The following is a 20,705-nucleotide window of genomic DNA, read 5'->3' as shown; positions in this document are numbered from 1 at the left end:
TGACCAATAAACAACATATTTTCAACAACTTATTGTTTAATTTTAAAAAACAATTAATAATTACACAAAATATACAAAAACACCTCACAACTGTTACAGAGTGTAATTTTATTTTTATGCTTGAATCGCCGTCTCAAACAAAGCGATTAAAAAATCTCCCAAGTCGGATTTTGCCAAGGAATGCCTATGAGTCAAATTAACCCCACCCTCGTCACATTTTTAGTTTATATCATTGCCATGGTTGGCATCGGTTTGTATGCATACAAGTCCACAAACAACTTTGATGATTACATCTTAGGTGGTCGTAGTTTAGGAAGTGTGGTTACTGCGCTTTCTGCAGGTGCATCAGACATGAGTGGCTGGTTACTGATGGGCTTACCGGGCGCAATTTATTTGTCTGGTTTGTCTGAAGCGTGGATTGCTGTAGGTCTGATCATTGGTGCATGGCTCAACTGGTTATTGGTTGCAGGACGTTTACGTGTGCATACTGAAGTCCAAAACAATGCCCTCACCCTGCCTGATTATTTCACAGGTCGTTTCGCAGATCGTAAACGTATCTTGCGTATGATCTCAGCGATCGTTATTTTAGTATTCTTCGCGATTTACTGTGCTTCAGGCATGGTCGCTGGCTCACGTTTATTTGAAAGCATCTTTGGCTGGGACTACACCACTGCTCTTTGGATTAGCGCAATTGCAACTATCAGTTATGTATGTATCGGTGGCTTCCTTGCAATTAGCTGGACAGATACCTTCCAAGCAGGCTTAATGATTTTTGCTCTGCTGCTTACCCCAATCATGACTTATCTTGCGATTGATGGTAATGCTGCACAGTTCACAGTCCTACTTGAAACGGCTCGCCCACAAGCAATGCACATTGTCTCTGAGCTCAGTACTGTTGCCATCCTGTCATCATTGGCATGGGGCTTAGGCTATTTTGGTCAGCCACACATTTTAGTGCGCTTCATGGCTGCAGACTCTGTGAAAACAATTCCTGCTGCGCGTCGCATTGGTATGACATGGATGATTTTATGTCTAGGTGGTGCGGTAGGTGCAGGTTTCATTGCGATTGCTTACTTCCAACAACACCCTGAACTGGCAGCCGTGGTTTCTCAAAACCCTGAAACTGTGTTCATGGAACTGACTAAAATATTATTTAACCCATGGATTGCAGGCATTGTTTTAGCTGCAATTTTAGCTGCGGTGATGAGTACATTAAGCTGTCAGCTACTAGTTTGTTCTACAACATTGACAGAAGACATGTACAAAGCATTCATCCGTAAAACCGCTTCTCAAAAAGAATTGGTCTGGGTGGGTCGTTTCATGGTTCTTGCAGTTGCTGTTCTTGCAATTTGCTTAGCAAGCAACCCTGACAGTAAAGTTCTAGGCCTTGTAGCTTATGCATGGGCAGGTTTTGGTGCGGCATTTGGTCCACTGATTATCTTGTCTTTGTTCTGGAAGCGCATGACTTTGAATGGTGCTATTGCAGGTATTATTGTTGGTGCGGTAACTGTGATTGTATGGAAAAATGCATTAGGACACTTAGGTCTATATGAAATTATTCCAGGCTTCATCTTCTCTTGGATCAGCATTGTAGTTGTGAGCTTAATGGGTAAAGCCCCTGAAGCTGAAGTGGTACAACGCTTTGAACAAGCAGACAGCATGTACAAACAAGCCATGGATGAAATGAAAGAAGAATCTACACAACGTTAATTGAACGTGTAGACCAACAAAAAAGGGGCTTAAAAGCCCCTTTTTTGTATCTCATGCACTCAATTATTTCGACAAAGGTTTGTACTTAAGTTGAATACGTGAGCTTTCTTTAATGACTTCCATCACGGGATAACTGCGCGTTTCTTTAACGCCCGGCAGTTGCCACAAGACTTGACCTGAGATTTTTCGGAACTCATCCATACTGGCACAACGAATCTTCACCACAAAATCAAAGCCCCCACTGGTCATATGACACTCCACAATTTCATCATGCTGTAGTACGGCATGACGAAAGTCCTCCAAGACATGTGGCGTGGTTTTATCCAAAAGTATCTCAACAAAAACCACAAAACTGGCATTCAGCATGTTTGGATTTAAGCGTGCTTCATAACTCAGAATAAAGCCTTCCTTGGTTAATTTTTGCACCCGCGCCAAAGCAGCCGTCGCTGATAAGTTCACTTCTTCGGCAAGTTTAATATTCGATATTTTTCCATCTCTTTGAAGAATATCTAATATTTTGATATCTGTTCGGTCCAAGCTAAAAATTGGGCTCGTCATCTGAATTAATCTCTAAATAGCATACAAATTATAGTGAGTTATTCGGCATTCTTTCTGTAATCATAAATTAATTACTATAGATCTCTCAACACATTATTGTATGCACAGGATGTAGGCATGAATATGATGGAAAGCAATACGCATTTCAACGAAGCTCAAACTCAATTTGAATATATTACCGAATTCAAAGAAAAAAGTGAGCTTGAAGTTGAAATCAATACCGCTTGGCGACGTGCCGAAACTGACTGTGTTCAAAACTTATTAGACCACAGCAAAATCTCTGACGAGATGAATCAACGCATTCATGAACTTGCGTTTGATTTGGCTCATACTTTACGTGAACGTAAAAGCGGCAGCGGTAAAGCAGGTATTGTACAGGGTCTCTTACAAGAATTTGCACTGTCTTCTCAAGAAGGCATCGCGCTGATGTGTTTAGCTGAAGCATTGCTTCGTATTCCAGACATGGCGACACGTGACCTATTGATTAAAGACAAAATCAACCAAGGCAACTGGAAAGAACACGTTGGTCAAAGTAACTTGATGTTTGTCAATGCGGCTGCATGGGGTCTCATGTTGACTGGCAAGCTCATGGAAACACCAAAACAAAATAGCTTATCAGGTACTTTAACAGGCTTACTGGCACGTAGTGGTCGTGGCATCATCCGTAAAGCAGTTGATGTAGCTATGCGTATGATGGGCGAACAGTTTGTGACTGGCGAAACCATTGCTGAAGCATTACAACACGCTGAACGTCTTGAAGAAAAAGGCTTCCGTTATTCATACGACATGCTGGGTGAAGCGGCACTGACCGATCATGATGCTGATCGTTATATGAAAGATTATACCGATGCCATTCATGCCATTGGTCAAGCGTCAAAAGACAAAGATGTTTACGACGGTCCGGGTATTTCAATTAAATTATCTGCTCTACACCCTCGCTACCAACGTGCACAAGTTGCACGTATGCATGAAGAGTTGTACGGCAAAGTCTTTACTCTTGCTAAATTAGCACGCGGCTATAACATCGGTTTAAATATCGATGCTGAAGAATCTGAGCGTTTAGAAATTTCTTTAGAAATGCTTGAACGCCTATGCTTTGAACCAGAACTCAAAGACTGGAAAGGCATTGGTTTCGTTATCCAAGCATATCAAAAACGTTGTTTCTACGTGGTTGACTACATCGTAGACTTGGCTAAACGTAGTGAAAAACGCTTAATGATCCGTTTAGTAAAAGGCGCGTACTGGGACAGCGAAATCAAGAAAGCACAAATTGAAGGGATGACTGACTACCCTGTATTTACTCGTAAAGTACATACAGACTTGTCGTATATCGCTTGTGCGAAGAAATTATTGGCTGCACCAGAACAAATCTACCCACAGTTTGCAACACACAATGCACAAACCTTGGCAACCATTTATGAAATGGCTAACCCAGAGAAGTACTATGTGGGTCAGTATGAGTTCCAATGCTTACATGGCATGGGCGAGCCACTGTATGAACAAGTGGTCGGTGAAAAGCAAGATAAAAAACTGGGTGTACCTTGCCGTATTTATGCGCCAGTGGGCAACCATGAAACACTATTGGCTTATCTTGTACGCCGTTTACTTGAAAATGGTGCAAACACCTCTTTTGTAAACCGTATTGCAGACAAGTCTCTCGCAATTGATGATTTGATTGAAAACCCAACTCAAACCATTTTAAGCAGTGCAAAACGCGAAAATATCGTGGGTCAAAAGCACCTTTCGATCCCACTTCCTGCTGAGCTTTATGGCCAACTGCGTGCAAACTCTAAAGGTTTAGACCTTGCAAATGACTCTGCATTAGTTCAGCTAAACCAAACAGCTCAACAGTTTGCTAAGCACCAATGGTCTGCTGCACCAATGGGTGAGCACATTCAGACCAATGATGCCGTTGCTCCACAAAGCATTATCAACCCAGCACGTCACACAGATGTTGTGGGTTATGTACAAGAAGCAACAACTGAACAAGTTGAGCAAGCATTAAACAATGCACAGGCTGTTCAAGACATTTGGGCACGTACGGCTAAAGACACCCGTGCAAGTTACCTACTTCGCGCTGCTGACTTAATGGAAGCTCGCTTAGAAGAACTGATGGTTTTACTTTGCCGTGAAAGTGGTAAAACGTATGCCAATGCCATTGCAGAAGTTCGTGAAGCTGTAGATTTCTTACGCTACTACGCAACGCAAATGATTGATCTAGATGCAAACGCAGAAGTTGAGCCTTTAGGCACTATGCTATGCATTAGCCCATGGAACTTCCCATTGGCCATCTTCACAGGTCAAGTCGCTGCTGCATTGGTTGCGGGTAATACCGTGATTGCTAAACCAGCTGAACAAACGCCATTGATCGCAGCGCAAGCAATTCAAATCTTATGGCAAGCAGGTGTACCTCAAGCGGCTGTACAGCTGATGCCGGGTCGCGGTGAAACTGTGGGTGCACAACTCAGTGCAGCCGAGCAAGTTCAAGGCATCATGTTCACAGGTTCTACTGAAGTTGCTAAGATTTTGCAAAAAACTGTGGCGAAGCGTCTAAGCAAAAATGGTGAAAGCATTCCCCTGATTGCTGAAACAGGCGGTCAAAATGCCATGATCGTTGACTCATCAGCACTAACTGAGCAAGTTGTACTCGACGTTGTAAGTTCGGCTTATGACAGCGCAGGTCAACGTTGTTCTGCCCTTCGCGTACTGTGTGTACAAGAAGATAATGCCGATGCTGTGATTCAAATGCTTAAAGGTGCAATGCAGCAGCTTCAAGTGGGCAACCCATATCTACTTAAAACAGATATTGGTCCTGTAATTGATGCTGAAGCGCAAGAAAACATTCAAAAGCACATCGACAAAATGCGCCAAAAAGGTCATCGCGTACACCAGTTGATGCGTAATGATGCTCAAGACACTGAGATAAATGCAGGCACGTTCATTACACCAACATTAATTGAGTTACCAAATCTCAATGATTTAGAGCGCGAAGTGTTTGGTCCAGTGCTGCACGTGATTCGCTTTAACCAAGGTTCACTCAAACAGTTACTTGAGCACATCAATAGCAAAGGCTATGGCCTGACGATGGGTCTACATACCCGTATTGATGAGACCATTCAAACTGTAATGACCCATGCTGAAGTAGGTAACCTCTACATCAACCGTAACATCGTGGGTGCAGTTGTCGGTGTACAACCTTTTGGTGGCGAAGGTTTATCAGGTACAGGCCCTAAAGCGGGTGGTCCAATTTATCTATATCGCCTAATGCAAAACTGTTCTGCGAAAAAGTTGAATAAACCATTTGCAACAGGCGCTGACTTAAACCCTCAAGTCGAGTTCAGCAACTCTGCATTGTTCCTTGAGTGGGCAGCTAAAACCTTCCCATCAGTAAAATTGGCAAAAATTGAGAACTTCTGTTCAGGCCATCATTACGAGCTGCAAGGTCCGACAGGTGAAAGCAACCAATACATGGTGATTCCGCGTCATGCAGTCTTGTCATTAGCTGAACAAGAAGCGGATCAGCTACAACAGTTGAATGCAATTTTTGCAGTTGGTAGCCGTCCAGCAGTGCTTGCAGATAACAGCTTTGTGTTAAAACACATGCCAAGCATGCCTAAAGCATTGGCTCAAGCGTTCCATGTCATTAAAGACATCAAAACTGATGTTTTTGATGCGGTATTACACCATGGTACAACGGCGCAGCTTTTAGCGTTGCAGCAGCAGATTGCTGAGCGTCAAGGTGCGATTGTGGGTATTACTCACCTTAGCCCATCACAAACTGCCATTCCTTTGGAACGTTTTGTGATTGAGCGTGCTATTAGTGTTAACACTGCAGCTGCTGGTGGTAATGCAAGTCTCATGACTTTGAATTAAGCCCAATTTAAACCTGCAGTCCTCATCAGGACTGCAGGTTTATTACTATGTTTCCTCTATTGCCAAGTCAACATCTCCTGGTCTGTTTACTTGGCATTTTTTATGCGACTCGGTTTGACTTAATCTGCTCAAAAATTTCCGATGTAGCACAGCATCAAACCACTTGTAGCATGAATAAACCCCACGCTTTTGCTGAATATCTTTAGGCTAATTCGGCAAACTTTGTTACCATCTCTTTTTTCAATATGTTTGCGATTTTTACTGCATATGACTTCTTCTTATCAACAACAACTTGACGCCAAAATTGAACGAATTACAGCTCAATTTGCTGAATTCACTCCACCTTCGCTTGAAGTTTTTCAATCTCCTGAAAAAAACTTTCGCATGCGTGCAGAATTCCGTATTTGGCATACCGAAGATGATATGTTTTATGCCATGTTTGAACGCGATGAAGACAATCAGAAGAAAGTCATTCGTATTGATGACTTCCCAATCGCTGATGCCAGTATTAATCAGCTCATGCCTGTTTTATTGGCAGAATTAAAAAGCAATGATCTCCTCTCAAAACGCCTATTTGAAGTGCATTTTTTAGCAACATTAAAAGGTGAAATGCTGGTTTCACTGATTTATCGCTGCCCACTCGATGAACAATGGCAGGTTTTAGCCAAACAACTTTCAGAAAAATTAAATATTAAGTTGATTGGTCGTAGCCGTGGTCAAAAAGTGGTACTCACCGATGAATTTGTGGTGGAAGAACTGCAAGTTTTTGAGCGCAAATATCAGTACAAACAAATTGAAAGCAGCTTTACGCAGCCCAATGCGCAAGTCTGCCAAAAAATGCTCGAATGGGCCTGCAATGCTGCGCAGCAATCAAATAAAGATTTGTTAGAACTTTACTGTGGCAATGGTAACTTCACCCTACCGCTTTCCACCCGTTTTAACCGTGTTTTAGCCACTGAGCTGGCTAAGTCCTCGGTGTATGCAGCACAGTGGAACATCGAACAAAACCACATCGATAATATTCAAGTCGCGCGTTTATCAGCAGAAGACTTCACACAAGCCTATAACGGCGAACGCGAATTCCGTCGCTTACAAGAAGCAAATATCGATATGAGCAGCTATGAGTTCGATACGGTGTTTGTTGACCCACCGCGTGCAGGTATTGATGATGAAACCTTGAAATTGATTCAGCGTTTTGAACGGATCATCTATATTTCGTGTAATCCTGACACCTTGCATGACAACTTAAAAACACTCAGCCAAACCCATAAAATTTCACAGTTTGCGCTGTTTGACCAATTCCCCTATACCCACCATGTCGAATCTGGGGTTTTGCTGGAAAAAATTTAAACAATTTGTTGCAACTTAAACCGTATAAAAAGAAGCTCGAATGAGCTTCTTTTTTAATTTTCATGAAAAAATATAAGCTTATATAAAATGCAAGTATTTCAACTGTCATAATAACGTTAATACCTTGCGCTATAATCGGAATTTTTCGACATCGATCGCTGCTTTTATCTCTCACGCTGACTTGCATTATTTTCCAGATTGGTTATATTTCACCCTATGTTAGGTTGTAAATGAAGTCTATATGAGTTTTTGGCAAAAGCTGTTTTCAAATGAACAGCAAAACGAGCATAAAAATCAAATTGCTTGTGTTGAAAATGACTGCTCTTGTAAAACCAATGAACAGCTCATCGAAAAGCTTAAAACAGCGACCGATGAAGACGTGATTGTTGGGATTAAAAAGGTATTAGCTTCTCGTGGCTATGGCCGTAAGGAGTTAAATGAACTTCAGCATCGACCTCTACAGTAGTAGAGTCACTGAATATTCATCAAAAAGGCATTTAGATTAATCTAAGTGCCTTTTTTAATGGCTGTACATCATTCTGCGTATAAAAAACCACGGTATATGAAGCACAGTACACTTTGCACGTTTAAATATTATACAAAGTCTAGTTTTTTTGTTACCTTACAGGCTCAATATAAAAATCAATAATGTTTGAAAATTAAAGGTTTAAGCAATGAAAAAATTACTTATGGTCAGCACCTGTATTACCCTTTTATCTTTAACAGCATGTAGCAAGATGCCGAAAGCTTGTGTTGAGTCTTGGGAGAAAATGGAAAAACTTGCCGAGCAGATGGGTTTACCTGAAGAACAACTCAAAGAACAAAAAAAGAAATTTGAAGACGATGTGAAAGCGATGAACACTGAAGAAGCAACACGCATGTGCAGTACCCAAAACTCACTTTTAGGTCTAGTGGACCAATAAACATCGTCTTCTCTCTAAAAGGGATGCTTGCATCCTTTTTAAATGAGATCACAAAAGCTAGATACTCCTTTCCAATCGGTCTCTTTTTATTTCTATCATCGTAAACTCAAATAACCGAAACCCACTAAACGGTCGCTAATTCCCAACAGAAGCTTTAAAATACAGATAAAAGACAACTGTAATGAATTAGCACGTATTAGGCATGCAACAACAAAAAGTCCACTACCCCTTGGGGGCTCATCTCATAGTCAAACATTTTGGCTATACGCATCACGGCATATATGCTGGGCGTGGACGTGTAATCCATTATTCAGGTTTTGCGCATCTTTTTAAAAAGCATCCGATTGAAATCACTTCTATCGAGAACTTCAGCCACGGACGTAAAATCACAGTCAATCAGTACCAAGCCCCCAAATATAAAGGCCGTAAAGTGGTTCGCCGGATGCGCTCACGCATGCATGAAAACAACTACCATCTTATTATCAATAACTGTGAACACTTGTGCACGTGGGCCATTACAGGCGTAGAAAGTAGCCCACAAGTCATCAAAATGATGAACCGACTCACTACCATTGGCTATGTTAGCTCTATGATGAGTTTCATGAACAGCCTAATGTTAACGCTGACCACCACCTGTTTTGCCTTGGTGCTTTATATCAAAAAGAAATTACGTGATAAGGCCAAACAGCAGCTCGGCAACTATTTTGAGTTTAAAGAGGAACGCTCTAAAAAAGATCACTGATGTGAACGTAACTGAAAAGGCGGAAATTTATCTTCAACTAAGTTGAGCTGGATATCGTATTCAAGCCATGCCTTGGCACCATCTAGCACTGTAGTAAAGCCACCTGTTGCATCCATCACATAATGAATCAGCTCATTACCTTGTAACTCAATGTCATAGTTTCGAATGATCACATAGGTATTCATGCTGTCGATTTTTTCAAATACAAAATCAACTTTAGTTTTAGGCGTGCCCCATTCGATGCAGATCAGCTCATTTTCAACGACTTGTAGGACATGAGTCGAGTGCGTAATTTGGTATTTATCCCATGTCCAATCGACCATTGCACCTTTTTCTAAATAGCCCGAAGACTGACTAAACCAAAACTTGGTGGTTATGAGTGGATCAACAAAAGCATTAAACACAATATTGACAGAACGCCGAATCAGCATCTGAGTTTCGATCACGGTAGTCATTGTTATATCCCTATCACTTTTAAACTTAGTGATAGCACATCTCAACAAACCAATCATATCGAAAATTTGTTATGGCTCAGGCAATCCGCTCATTTTCTGTTATGGATTTGTTTAATGCTTTAACTTAAATTGGCTCTATGCGCACTTACTGGTTCTGGCAAGGATTCATTTAAAGAACTGAGCATTTCACGCTCTATGCCACGTACAATAGCATCTAAAGGCAAGTCATTTTCCTGAAGCCCGAAAGGTTCTTCTAACTCTGCACTTAGCGCATCTAAACCTAATAAGAGATAGGCAATTAAGGCCACGATCACAGGTGACCAAAAACCAAGACTGGAACTTAAACTAAAAGGTAAAATGAGACAGAAAGAATACACGGCACGGTGTAACAAAACCGAATAAGAAAATGGCAGAGGTGTAGATGAAATACGGTCACAACCAGCGTGAATATCGCCCATTGCCACCGTATGCTTAGTCAACATACTGTAAATAATATCGCTAATCTCACCACGCTTATACAACACCGCCAGATCTTTCTGCGTAAGCTCTAATAGATATTGCGGTGGATTAATATGCGTAGCCAATACCTCCCACTGCTCTACTGTCAGTTGTACTTTGGCTTGATAGTGGTCATAGGTATGACTATGCTGCCGTAAACGATCTCGAAGCAAGTGGCTAAATAACATCACGCGATACATCAAAACTGTACGCTCTGCATCATTTAAGACATAACTATCACGGATCATATGCCGTGCGTTGGCAATCATTGCTCCCCATAGCTTACGCCCTTCCCACCAGCGGTCATAACACGCTGTATTTCGAAAGCTTAAGAAAATCGAAAGAATCACACCAAATACAGTAAAACCAATGACAGGCACTGCAGGAGCTGTCACGTAATGTTGAGTCGCTAGATAAACCAACAGTGTTGAAATTAAAACACCGACCATCAGTGCCGGAAACACTTTCGGTAAAATGGTGCCGCGCCAAGCAAAAAGTAATGCAAAGCTATTGGTTTTATCTCGAACAATCACAGTGTATTCCTATTGGTTTCGCTACGAAAAGGCTCAACCGAAGTTGAGCCTTATATCTATCCACATCAAGCAAACAGCGCTTATTTAGGCTTAAAACTGTCTTTTAAGTCTAAAATACGGTTAAACACAGGTTTCTCTGCTGTATGGTCATACTGATCTGCAACAAAATAGCCTTCACGTTCAAATTGGAAACGGTCTTCAGGCTGTGCTTGCGCTAATGCAGGCTCAATCACCGCGCGTACAATTTTCAATGAATCAGGGTTCAAGTTCGCTAAGAAATCATCACCCACTTCAGGGTCCGACTCTGTAAACAGGCGATCATAAATACGCACTTCAGCAGGAATGCCCTTGCTTGCAGATACCCAGTGAATCACCCCTTTAACTTTACGCCCTTCTGGATTTTTGCCCAAAGTTTCAGGGTCGATTGAACATTTCAACTCAACCACTTCACCGTTTTCATCTTTAATCACTTCATCACACTTAATGACATAAGCATGGCGCAAACGAACTTCACCACCCGGAATTAAACGCTTGAAGCCTTTTGGTGGTTCTTCTTCAAAGTCTTTACGGTCAATGTAAATTTCAGAGGTTAACGGAATCACACGCTCACCCATGTCTACATTTGGATGACGTGAATGGGTTAAATCCATATCGTTAGGCAAGTTGGTGAGCGTAACTTTAAGTGGGTTCAACACCGCCATACCACGCGCCGCAACATTTTCTAGAGACTGACGGATGCAGTATTCAAGCATTGCAACATCAACAATACCATCTGACTTCGACACACCAACACGCTTACAGAAGTCACGTAGGCCTTCTGGGGTAAAACCACGACGACGCATACCTACAACGGTTGGCATACGTGGGTCATCCCATCCATTGACATAACCACCTTCAACCAATTTACGCAATTTACGCTTAGAGGTAATGGTATAGTCGATATTTAAACGGCTAGATTCATACTGACGTGGTACTGCTTCCGAGTGAACTTTCTCAACCACCCAGTCATAAAACGGACGGTGATCTTGGAATTCCAAAGTACACAGTGAGTGAGTAATGCCTTCAATTGCATCGGATAATGGATGCGCATAGTCGTACATTGGGTACATTTTCCATTTATCACCTGTTTGGTGATGCTCTGAATGGAGTACACGGTACAAAATAGGATCACGCATATGCACATTTGGAGATGCCATATCAATCTTGGCACGCAGAACAGCTTCACCTTCGGCAAATTCACCATTGTTCATTTTTTCAAAACGCGCAAGGTTTTCTTCAACTGAAGTATTGCGGTAAGGCGAGTTTTTACCTGGCTCAATAAAGTTACCACGGTTCAAACGAATTTCTTCAGGTGACTGCAAATCAACATAAGCATCACCCTGTTTAATCAGTTGAATCGCCCATGCATGGAGTTGATCGAAATAGCTTGATGCATAGCGCGGTTCGCCATTCCACTCAAAACCTAACCATTTAACGTCGTTGGCGATCCCATCTACATATTCTTGTTCTTCTGCATCTGGGTTGGTGTCATCAAAACGTAGGTTACAAAAACCATCAAACTCGTTGGCAATACCAAAGTTTAAGCAAATCGCTTTCACGTGGCCAATATGTAAATAACCATTCGGCTCTGGCGGGAAACGCGTGACTACTTTTTGCGTACGACCTTCAGCCAAATCTTCGGTAATCACTTGGCGAACAAAGTCTAAGCCTGGCTGTTGTTCTTGCTGCGCTGCGACAGAGGCATTGTTACTTGGTGTCGGGTTATTTGGCAGTGTTGAAACAACATCATTCGGCTTCATAGTTTAAAAATCACTTTGATGAAAAAAATTAAGGAAAAATAGGGTCCTGCTATACGAGCATAATTCTAACTGATCTATCAGTCGATTTATGAATATTTTACAGCCCCTTAAACGATATTTGATCTATTTTACAAAGAAAATAACGTTTTTACTTGCCTTGTAGTTTACAGTTTGCTTATGCTTCTCACAACCAAAAAACCCATGGCTTTGATGTCCATGATTAGGAGATTACACAATGAGTTTTCCTCAAGTCGAATTAAACACCAATAAAGGTCGTATTGTTCTTGAACTTAACAACGAAAAAGCACCAATCACTGTTGCTAACTTCTTAGAATACGTACGTGACGGTTTCTATGACGGCGTAATTTTCCACCGCGTGATCGATGGTTTCATGATCCAAGGTGGTGGTATGGATGAAAACTTCAAAGAAAAAGCAACACGTGATGCAATTGAAAACGAAGCTGATAACGGCTTAACCAATGACCTTGGTACAATTGCAATGGCGCGTACACAAGCACCTCACTCTGCATCTGCTCAGTTCTTTATTAACGTGGGTAATAACTCTTTCCTTAACCACTCTGGCAAAAATGCACAAGGTTGGGGTTATGCAGTTTTCGGTAAAGTAACTGAAGGCCTAGACGTAGTAAACGAAATTAAAGGTGTTCGTACTGGTAACCGTGGCTACCACGCTGACGTTCCACTAGAAAACGTTGTGATTGAATCTGCTAAGATCATTTCTGAATAAGAATCCCTCCTAACCTCCCTTTAAAAAAGGGAGGAAGTCCCTCTTTTAAAAGAGGGACTTAGAGAGATTAAATTAAAATGGAAACTTCCGTGACCTATTTGTTTATCGCTGATTTACACTTGTCACCAGATCACCCTCGACTCGTTCGGGGGTTTTTAGATTTATTAGAGGCTTATAAAAACAAGAACACTCAGCTGTATATTTTAGGCGACTGGTTCAATGCATGGATTGGCGACGACTACACAGCCCCTTGGCTAGATGAAATCATTCGCGCCTTAAAACAATTTTCAAATGCAGGCAATCACATCTATTTCTTAACAGGTAACCGTGATTTTGCCCTAGGACAACAGTTCCTAGACCAATTTAATGGTCAACTGTTAGCCGAAGTTTACACACTCAAACTTTCAGATCACATCATACGTATTGAACATGGTGATTTGCTCTGCACGGACGACGTATCCTATCAACGTTTTCGTAAAATCATCCGTAATCCACTTCTGCTAAAGTTTTTAAAAAGTACACCGCTTGGCTTTAGACAAAAATTGGCCAATGGATTCCGTAAAAAAAGCCATCAAGCGCAACAGTTTAAAAGCTATGAAGTCATGGATGTGAATCAAGATGCTGTTCAATCAGCATTAAGCAATGCTGATTTACTGATTCACGGACACACCCATCGTGCCAATATTCATGATATTGATGGGAAAAAGAGAATTGTACTCGGTGACTGGAAAGAAGATTCCGCTCAGATTTTAGAAATTAATGCGAATGGTCATCTACAAAATTTGGCATTAAAAAAATGGCAGTATTAATGCCATTTTTTTACTATACCAATCAATATTATACATATTGCTAACTCAAGTACTTATCGCCTTAGTTCAACTCATTTAGACGATACAATTGATTAACACCGGTATAAAAGCTCAAACCATCTAAGTTCATTGGAAGAGTTTCGCCAGATTCAAGTTGAATCATATGCCCCACTTCAACCCAGATTAAACCGTGATTTGTATTCTGTTGACGTTTAAGTGGCACCAATTTTACATTGATTTCACTACCATTTACGGCTGTAGCAACACGCCATGTATTTAAAGTTGTCAAAATTTTAACTCACTAAGTGAGCTTTTTGTGATGGAACAAAGAGATTAATAAAACGGGTTTTGAATAATAATTCTGTAGTTACAATGATGATATTCAAGTCATATGCCTGAACTCAGATAGATCACAATCAGCTATATCATAGAAAAGTAGGAACAATACCTACTCGTAGTCTGCATTATACTAGGTTGTCAAGATTTAAGCAAAAGTAGCCCATTTTTTAATAGAATGACTTCTTTATTATTTTATCTGTTTGAAATAAAAAACTTTTCATATAAATACTTTATTCACAGGCGCTTAAATGAGTTTTCACCCGGCACACATATTCAACTAAAATCTATGTCTGTTCGAGTTGTAGCGTGATCACAAGTCTCCTTTCATCGGTTAGAATGAGACATCAACAATAAATCGAGTGCGATTATGGATCTTCTAAATATTTCAAAAAGTCGTTATACCACCAAAGCTTATGACCCAAATAGAAAGATCCCTCATGAACAGTTTGCTCGATTATTAGAAATTCTCCGCTTAACGCCATCGTCTATCAACATCCAACCTTGGCATTTTTTCATTGCAGAAAACACAAACGCCAAAGAACGAATTGCAAAAGCGCTAGTAGGTAAATACGCATACAATGCTCCCAAAGTGCTAGATTCATCACATACAATTTTATTTTGCACCAAAACCGATATTTCTGAGCAACATTTGGAAAATTTATTGCATCAAGATGACCTACATGGTCGTTTTAAAGATGATGCCGCTAAGCAAGGCCAAAAAGACAGTCGTTCAGGTTATGTCAACTATTACCGCAATGAAAAAGGTGATGTGCAGCGTTGGGCCGAAAACCAAACCTTTATTGCTTTAGGTCAAATTCTATTGGCTGCAGGTATTGAAAAAATTGATGCGACGCCAATTGGTGGTTTTGATGAATCCATTATTAGTGAAGAGCTAGGTTTAGCCGAACAAGGTCTAATCCCTTCTGTATTGCTCACACTAGGCTATCGTAGTGATGCTGACTTCAATGCAAAATTGCCAAAGTCTCGCTTAAGCAAAGAAGATATTTTCACGCAGCTGTAATGCTATTTGTTTATAAAAGGGACTTCAGTCCCTTTTATATTTTGGGCCTGAAAATTGCTTCATCATGCTCAATGTCAAAACAAAAATAGTGAGGTTGCTGATGTCTGTTAAGCCAAATATGCCGATGAAGTTTGAATGTGCACACTGTAATAAAATCTATTTAGGTCAGTATCAACATATCATGCGCCCTCACTATCCCAATTGCCCCAGTTGTGAGCAACCAGGGCTGTTATTGGGAATTGCAGTGATTGAGGATCTACTCAAACACCCTTTCTCCTTTGTGCAGAACTTTTTTAAACAGACATTGCATAAGCTAAACAAGCCACGCTTGTAATACCCAACACCAATCCGATGGCTGTTGGGAGTTTGAGCTTTTCTTTAAAGAAAAGTAGTCCGCTGAATACGCCTAACAGCACCACCATAATATTCATGCCCGCAAAAACCACCGCTGGGCTATCCTTGAGTAGCAGATGAGCTTTGACATAAAGTGCGATATTGGCAAAGTTCAACACCCCAAGACATAGACCTGCCACGACGTTCTTGGTTAAGCCGATATTTTTCGTGGTCACAGCAACATAACCGACTGACAATAAAAACGCGCAAATAAACATCAGGTTTAACGCAACGGAAAACTGCACACCCAGCCCTGTTGTATATTTGAGTAAGACATCAATCAGCGCATAACCAAACCAGACCAGTGCTAAATACCACACGGCCTGTTTTTGACCTTCTCCACCACCAGAGGCATTGGTAAATAAAATGCACATCACGGCGGCAAGCCCCAACACTACCCCGAGAATTTTGAGCTGATTAAACTGTTCTTGAAAGATAAAATATGCTGCCAATAAGGATAAAATCACCGACAAACGCTGTGCAATTTCTGTTTTGACAATGCCTGCATATTGTAAAGACTTGGCCAAAAATAAGAATACACTCGGTAACAAGACACCAAGCGCTATAATCAGCCACCACGGAGTATTTGAAACAGAAACGTGGCTTAGGTCAGGTTTAAACCAGACGTAACACAGTAAACTGGCTGAAGCATAGTTCCAGCTGATCATCTGGATCGGATCAAATCCTTTGTTTTTGCCCCATTTTAAAAGAATGGAGACCACCACACTACAACAGGCCGCAGCAAATATCAGTTCCATAGCACACTCTTATTATTGTCGCCTCGAATATAAACACACATAGAAAAGCCCACATCAGGGTGGGCTTTTCCAATATAGATTATTCAAAAAGAATTATTTATAACGATCAACCATTTTCTCTAAAGAAATTGGACGAATCTTATCGGCATTACCCGCAGTACCAAATGCTTCATAACGGTCAACACAAATTTGTTTCATTGCATCTACAGTTTTCGCGAAGAATTTACGAGGGTCAAATTCGCTTGGTTGTTCAGCCATCATACGACGCATTGCACCAGTCGATGCTAAACGCAAGTCTGTATCGATGTTGATTTTACGAACACCGTGCTTGATTGCTTCAACCAATTGCTCAACAGGAACACCATAAGTTTCTTTGATGTCGCCGCCGTACTGGTTAATGATCGCTAACCATTCTTGAGGAACAGAGCTTGAACCGTGCATCACAAGGTGGGTATTTGGCAGCGCCGCATGAATTTCTTTAATACGGTCAATTGCCAAAATATCGCCTGTAGGTGGACGCGTAAATTTGTACGCACCGTGAGAAGTACCCACTGCAATTGCAAGTGCATCTACATTGGTATCTGCAACGAACTGACGTGCTTCTTCAACTGAAGTGAGAAGTTGAGAATGATCAAGAACACCTTCAGCGCCTACACCATCTTCTTCACCGGCCATACCCGTTTCAAGGCTACCTAAACAACCGATTTCACCTTCAACTGAAACACCACATGCATGCGCCATTTGTACTGTACGACGAGTTACATCAACGTTGTATTCATACGTTGTTGGTGTTTTACCGTCTGCACCCAATGAACCATCCATCATCACAGATGAGAAGCCCAATTGAATTGAACGTTGGCAAACGTCTGGATCTGTACCATGGTCTTGATGCATTACCACTGGAATGTGTGGCCATTCTTCAATTGCAGCCAAAATAAGATGACGTAAGAATGGAGCACCTGCATATTTACGCGCACCCGCTGATGCTTGTACGATAACAGGTGAATTTGTCGCATCTGCTGCAAGCATGATTGCGCGCATTTGTTCTAAGTTGTTTACGTTGAATGCTGGTACGCCGTAAGCATGTTCGCCGGCGTGATCCAAGAGCTGGCGCAATGAAATAAGAGCCATAATGTCCTCCCAGTTGATGCGACATATTCTACATGCTCAAAGGTTTCAATTCAGCAACAAATAACACTATTTAAAAAAAATCCCCGCAATTGCAGGGACTTTTTACGAAATTCGCGTGTATTTAGTGCGCTGTAGCTGCCGAAGCCTCTACCGCAGGATCTGCTGTTGCAGCATCTGCTGGTGCATTTGCAACTTCAGCAGGAATGTCTTTGTTCTTTTCATCCAATTCTGGCTGATCAATCGCATCAATTGCCGCTTGTTGTTCAGCCGTTACAGCTTCTTCAACTGCTGCTGTTTCAGATGCCGCAGCAGTTTGCTCTTGTGCTTCATTTTTCTTACAAGCAGTCAGTGCCAATGGTGCTAACAAAAGTGCAGCAAGGGTCATTTTTAAATTCATAATGTTTTCCTAGAACAGATGATTTAATGCCCTGTAGTTTATTTCAGCATTATTTCATTTTCATGACTGAATGATGAATAGATTTGTTAAGTTCATAAAAAAAGGTTGACCGAAGTCAACCTTTTTACAACAGCACTAGTACACAATAATTATTGTGCACGCTCTATCAGCGCTGCAACTGCTGGAAGTGTTTTACCTTCGACAAACTCAAGGAAAGCACCACCACCGGTTGAGATATAACCAATTTTATCTGCAACTTCGTATTTATCAATAGCAGCTAAAGTGTCACCACCACCTGCAATAGAGAAGCCAGCAGATTCAGCAATCGCTAAAGATAAAGTTTTTGTGCCTTCGCCGAATTGATCAACTTCAAATACGCCCACTGGACCATTCCAAAGAATCGTTTTTGACGTTTTTAAAATGTCTGCAAATGCTTTTGCTGTTTCTGGACCTACATCCAAAATCATGTCATTGTCAGTCACATCTTCAACTTTTTTCACGACAGCTTTAGCAGCAGCCAATGAACCTAAGAAGTCTGCAAAATCGATTTCAGAAGCATCTGCTACTACAACATCCGTTGGAAGCGGTACAGAAACTTTTGCCGCAATTGCTTTTGCGGTGTCAATCAAATCATTTTCACACAATGATTTACCTACATTGAAGCCTGCTGCTGCCAAGAACGTATTGGCAATACCACCACCCACGATCAATTGATCACAAATATCAGAAAGTGATGTCAACACATCTAACTTAGTCGATACTTTAGAACCCGCAACAATAGCAACCATTGGTTTTTCAGGTGTTTGTAATGCACGACCAAGTGCATCTAGCTCAGCCGCCAATAAAGGACCAGCCGCCGCAACTTTCGCTAAACGTGCCACGCCTTCAGTTGATGCTTCTGCGCGGTGCGCTGTACCGAATGCATCCATCACAAATACATCACAAAGTGCTGCATATTTTGCTGCAAGTTCTGGGTTGTTTTTCTTTTCACCCGCGTTAAAACGGCAGTTTTCAAGGAGTACCACTTGACCTGCTGCAACTTCAACACCATCAAGGTAATCTGTCACTAATTGAACGTCTTGACCCAATGCTTCAGTCAAATACGCAGCAACAGGCGCTAATGATTGTTCTGGTTTTGGCTCACCTTCAACTGGACGACCAAGGTGAGAATAAACCATTAGTGCTGCGCCTTGTGCTAACGCTGCTTTAATTGTTGGTAAAGCGGCACGTAAACGTGCATCGCTTGTAATCACACCATTTTTAACAGGAACGTTTAAATCTTCGCGAATAAGAACACGTTTACCCGTTAAATCGAGGTCAGTCATACGCTGAAAATTCATGTAGAGCTCTCTTTCTATATATAAAAATCGCGTCGATTTTAAATGATTATGCAGAAAAAGGTTAGCTTCTTTTGCAGAAAAGCAAACGAAAGGCAAAGTTTTGCTATCATAGTGAAAAGTCTCACTAGATTTAGCATTTATGTCTATTCATCCTGATCCAAATCTAAACCGTTTAAACGTTTTGGGTGAACCTTTAGCCAGCTGTTGTTATTCCCCGATCACGGGATATTTCCGTAATGGTTTTTGTCATACTGCACCTTCCGATTTGGGACAACACACAATCTGTGTCGAAATGACCTCTGAGTTTTTAAATTTTTCTCAGCGAGTGGGTAATGATCTCATTACCCCTGTACCTGAAGTTGACTTTCCAGGTCTACAACCTGGTGATTTTTGGTGTATCTGTGTGACCCGTTGGGTAGAAGCATATCAGGCCGGTTTTGCACCTCCTGTTAAAGTTCAAGCTTGCCATCAAGCTGTACTGTCTTACGTACCACTAAATGTGCTTATGGAATATGCTGTCGAATGAATACTTCAGAAATTATCTTGGCATCAAGCAGTCAAACTCGTAAAGACCTCATGAATCGTTTACGTCTAGACTACCGCTGCGTTGTGCCTGATATAGACGAATCGCCTCGTGGTGAAAGCCATGCCGATGATTTAGCCAAACGATTGGCTTATGAAAAAGCGCATGTCATTGCGTCACAAAACCCTGAAGCAATCGTGATTGGTTCAGATCAAGTGGCATGGCGTGAAGGTGCACCCGATATTTTTATTGGGAAGCCATTGAGTACTGAAAAAGCCATTAAACAGCTACAGGCCAATTCGGACAAAATTGTCTACTTCAGTACCGCACTCAGCGTGCAGCAACATTCAACAGGTTTTGAACGTAGTCTGGTTGAGCACTATAAAGTTAAGTTCCGTAAACTGGGACTGCCTGAAATTCAGCGTTATGTTGAAGTTGAACAACCACTGATGTGTGCTGGAAGCTTCAAGTGTGAAAGCCTTGGTATCAGCTTATTTGAACAAATGATAGGACAAGATCAAACCACGTTGATGGGTATGCCTATGATTCAGTTGTGTCATATTCTGCGTGAATTAAAAGTGCTTGTGCCTTAATTCTGTAGCAGTATTTTTAGTTACTTCCCCAATAAATTGAACAGCAGCAAATGTCGCTGTTCAATTCTTAGCATTAAATGTAACAACAACATGAATAAAATATATAGCCAATCGCTCAAAGATTTTTAGATGAATTTGCTGAGAGATAAGCTTGAATGACTCGTTTAAAGTAGATTCGAATGAATAGACTACGGTATAGCGTAATTGGACTGCCA

Annotated in this window: 21 protein-coding genes; 12 read left to right on the top strand and 9 right to left on the bottom strand. The window is 41.3% G+C overall.

Annotation, left to right across the window (positions count from 1 at the left end):
* The first annotated feature begins 186 nt into the window (after positions 1-186).
* Entirely contained in the window at positions 187-1,710 is a 1,524-nt protein-coding gene (gene putP, locus KVY11_RS06550; protein ID WP_218288478.1) for a sodium/proline symporter PutP, read from the top strand.
* 63 nt (positions 1,711-1,773) lie between these two features.
* Here putP and KVY11_RS06545 read toward each other — a convergent pair whose 3' ends face one another.
* The gene (locus tag KVY11_RS06545; RefSeq protein ID WP_004696989.1) at positions 1,774-2,268 is read right to left on the bottom strand and encodes an Lrp/AsnC ligand binding domain-containing protein; all 495 of its coding nucleotides are present in this window, start codon (positions 2,266-2,268) and stop codon (positions 1,774-1,776) included.
* A gap of 117 nt (positions 2,269-2,385) precedes the next feature.
* Here KVY11_RS06545 and putA point away from each other — a divergent pair, with 117 nt between their 5' ends.
* The 5 genes from putA (at position 2,386) to KVY11_RS06520 (ending at position 9,156) form a co-directional block, all read left to right on the top strand.
* The gene (putA, locus tag KVY11_RS06540; RefSeq protein ID WP_218288477.1) at positions 2,386-6,141 is read left to right on the top strand and encodes a trifunctional transcriptional regulator/proline dehydrogenase/L-glutamate gamma-semialdehyde dehydrogenase; all 3,756 of its coding nucleotides are present in this window, start codon (positions 2,386-2,388) and stop codon (positions 6,139-6,141) included.
* A 267-nt stretch (positions 6,142-6,408) separates the two neighbouring features.
* Positions 6,409-7,491, top strand: coding sequence for a tRNA (uridine(54)-C5)-methyltransferase TrmA (gene trmA / locus KVY11_RS06535; protein WP_218288476.1), 1,083 nt, complete (start codon positions 6,409-6,411; stop codon positions 7,489-7,491).
* A gap of 241 nt (positions 7,492-7,732) precedes the next feature.
* Positions 7,733-7,957, top strand: coding sequence for a hypothetical protein (locus KVY11_RS06530; protein ID WP_004984703.1), 225 nt, complete (start codon positions 7,733-7,735; stop codon positions 7,955-7,957).
* Between the two features lie 208 nt (positions 7,958-8,165).
* Positions 8,166-8,414 carry a hypothetical protein gene (locus KVY11_RS06525; protein WP_218288475.1) on the top strand — a complete coding sequence of 83 codons (249 nt, stop codon included), beginning with the start codon at positions 8,166-8,168 and terminating at the stop codon, positions 8,412-8,414.
* Positions 8,415-8,616: 202 nt separating this feature from the next.
* Positions 8,617-9,156: a lecithin retinol acyltransferase family protein gene (locus tag KVY11_RS06520; protein ID WP_004984706.1), complete on the top strand. Its 540-nt coding sequence runs from the start codon at positions 8,617-8,619 to the stop codon at positions 9,154-9,156.
* Here the strand turns inward: KVY11_RS06520 and KVY11_RS06515 are convergent.
* The 3 genes from KVY11_RS06515 to KVY11_RS06505 all read right to left on the bottom strand — a co-directional run bounded on the left by KVY11_RS06515 (position 9,150) and on the right by KVY11_RS06505 (position 12,441).
* On the bottom strand, positions 9,150-9,611 hold the full coding sequence (locus tag KVY11_RS06515; RefSeq protein ID WP_004696977.1) for an SRPBCC domain-containing protein: 462 nt from the start codon (positions 9,609-9,611) through the stop codon (positions 9,150-9,152). The two genes, KVY11_RS06520 and KVY11_RS06515, sit on opposite strands and share 7 nt — an antisense overlap.
* A 119-nt stretch (positions 9,612-9,730) precedes the next feature.
* Positions 9,731-10,642 carry a bestrophin family protein gene (locus tag KVY11_RS06510; RefSeq protein WP_218288474.1) on the bottom strand — a complete coding sequence of 304 codons (912 nt, stop codon included), beginning with the start codon at positions 10,640-10,642 and terminating at the stop codon, positions 9,731-9,733.
* Between the two features lie 80 nt (positions 10,643-10,722).
* On the bottom strand, positions 10,723-12,441 hold the full coding sequence (locus tag KVY11_RS06505; protein WP_218288473.1) for a glutamine--tRNA ligase/YqeY domain fusion protein: 1,719 nt from the start codon (positions 12,439-12,441) through the stop codon (positions 10,723-10,725).
* A gap of 235 nt (positions 12,442-12,676) precedes the next feature.
* Between KVY11_RS06505 and KVY11_RS06500 the strand changes: the two genes are divergently transcribed.
* The gene (locus tag KVY11_RS06500) at positions 12,677-13,186 is read left to right on the top strand and encodes a peptidylprolyl isomerase (RefSeq protein WP_004696971.1); all 510 of its coding nucleotides are present in this window, start codon (positions 12,677-12,679) and stop codon (positions 13,184-13,186) included.
* A gap of 89 nt (positions 13,187-13,275) precedes the next feature.
* On the top strand, positions 13,276-13,995 hold the full coding sequence (locus KVY11_RS06495) for a UDP-2,3-diacylglucosamine diphosphatase (RefSeq protein ID WP_218288472.1): 720 nt from the start codon (positions 13,276-13,278) through the stop codon (positions 13,993-13,995).
* Positions 13,996-14,056: 61 nt separating this feature from the next.
* Here KVY11_RS06495 and KVY11_RS06490 read toward each other — a convergent pair whose 3' ends face one another.
* Positions 14,057-14,284 (bottom strand): hypothetical protein, encoded by a 228-nt coding sequence (locus KVY11_RS06490; protein WP_004696967.1) that lies wholly within the window; start codon positions 14,282-14,284, stop codon positions 14,057-14,059.
* A gap of 417 nt (positions 14,285-14,701) precedes the next feature.
* On the opposite strand from KVY11_RS06490, the gene nfsB reads away from it, so the two are divergent.
* Both nfsB and KVY11_RS16590 read left to right on the top strand, forming a co-directional pair.
* The gene (nfsB, locus tag KVY11_RS06485; protein ID WP_218288471.1) at positions 14,702-15,355 is read left to right on the top strand and encodes an oxygen-insensitive NAD(P)H nitroreductase; all 654 of its coding nucleotides are present in this window, start codon (positions 14,702-14,704) and stop codon (positions 15,353-15,355) included.
* A 100-nt stretch (positions 15,356-15,455) separates the two neighbouring features.
* On the top strand, positions 15,456-15,689 hold the full coding sequence (locus KVY11_RS16590) for a hypothetical protein (protein WP_256350688.1): 234 nt from the start codon (positions 15,456-15,458) through the stop codon (positions 15,687-15,689).
* On the opposite strand, the gene KVY11_RS06480 is transcribed toward KVY11_RS16590, so the two are convergent.
* From KVY11_RS06480 to KVY11_RS06465, 4 genes are all read right to left on the bottom strand, one after another.
* Positions 15,649-16,506, bottom strand: a complete 858-nt coding sequence (locus KVY11_RS06480) for a DMT family transporter (RefSeq protein WP_183173095.1) — start codon at positions 16,504-16,506, stop codon at positions 15,649-15,651. The two genes, KVY11_RS16590 and KVY11_RS06480, sit on opposite strands and share 41 nt — an antisense overlap.
* Positions 16,507-16,599: 93 nt before the next feature.
* Positions 16,600-17,637 (bottom strand): class II fructose-bisphosphate aldolase, encoded by a 1,038-nt coding sequence (gene fba, locus KVY11_RS06475; protein ID WP_004984718.1) that lies wholly within the window; start codon positions 17,635-17,637, stop codon positions 16,600-16,602.
* 121 nt (positions 17,638-17,758) lie between these two features.
* A complete protein-coding gene (locus KVY11_RS06470) occupies positions 17,759-18,034 on the bottom strand; it encodes a hypothetical protein (protein WP_218288470.1) in 276 nt (91 codons plus the stop codon).
* Between the two features lie 149 nt (positions 18,035-18,183).
* A complete protein-coding gene (locus tag KVY11_RS06465; RefSeq protein WP_058869696.1) occupies positions 18,184-19,374 on the bottom strand; it encodes a phosphoglycerate kinase in 1,191 nt (396 codons plus the stop codon).
* A gap of 139 nt (positions 19,375-19,513) precedes the next feature.
* Here KVY11_RS06465 and KVY11_RS06460 point away from each other — a divergent pair, with 139 nt between their 5' ends.
* Positions 19,514-19,900 (top strand): DUF2237 family protein, encoded by a 387-nt coding sequence (locus tag KVY11_RS06460; protein WP_004984725.1) that lies wholly within the window; start codon positions 19,514-19,516, stop codon positions 19,898-19,900.
* Positions 19,897-20,490: a nucleoside triphosphate pyrophosphatase gene (locus KVY11_RS06455; RefSeq protein WP_004984727.1), complete on the top strand. Its 594-nt coding sequence runs from the start codon at positions 19,897-19,899 to the stop codon at positions 20,488-20,490. The genes KVY11_RS06460 and KVY11_RS06455 overlap by 4 nt, the downstream gene beginning before the upstream one ends.
* Positions 20,491-20,705: the final 215 nt, after the last annotated feature.

Source organism: Acinetobacter sp. CWB-G5 (genome assembly GCF_019209785.1).
GTDB classification, from domain to species: Bacteria; Pseudomonadota; Gammaproteobacteria; order Pseudomonadales; family Moraxellaceae; genus Acinetobacter; species Acinetobacter johnsonii.
The sequence above is the reverse complement of the archived record's forward strand: the minus strand, read 5'-3'. Positions and strand labels throughout refer to the sequence as shown.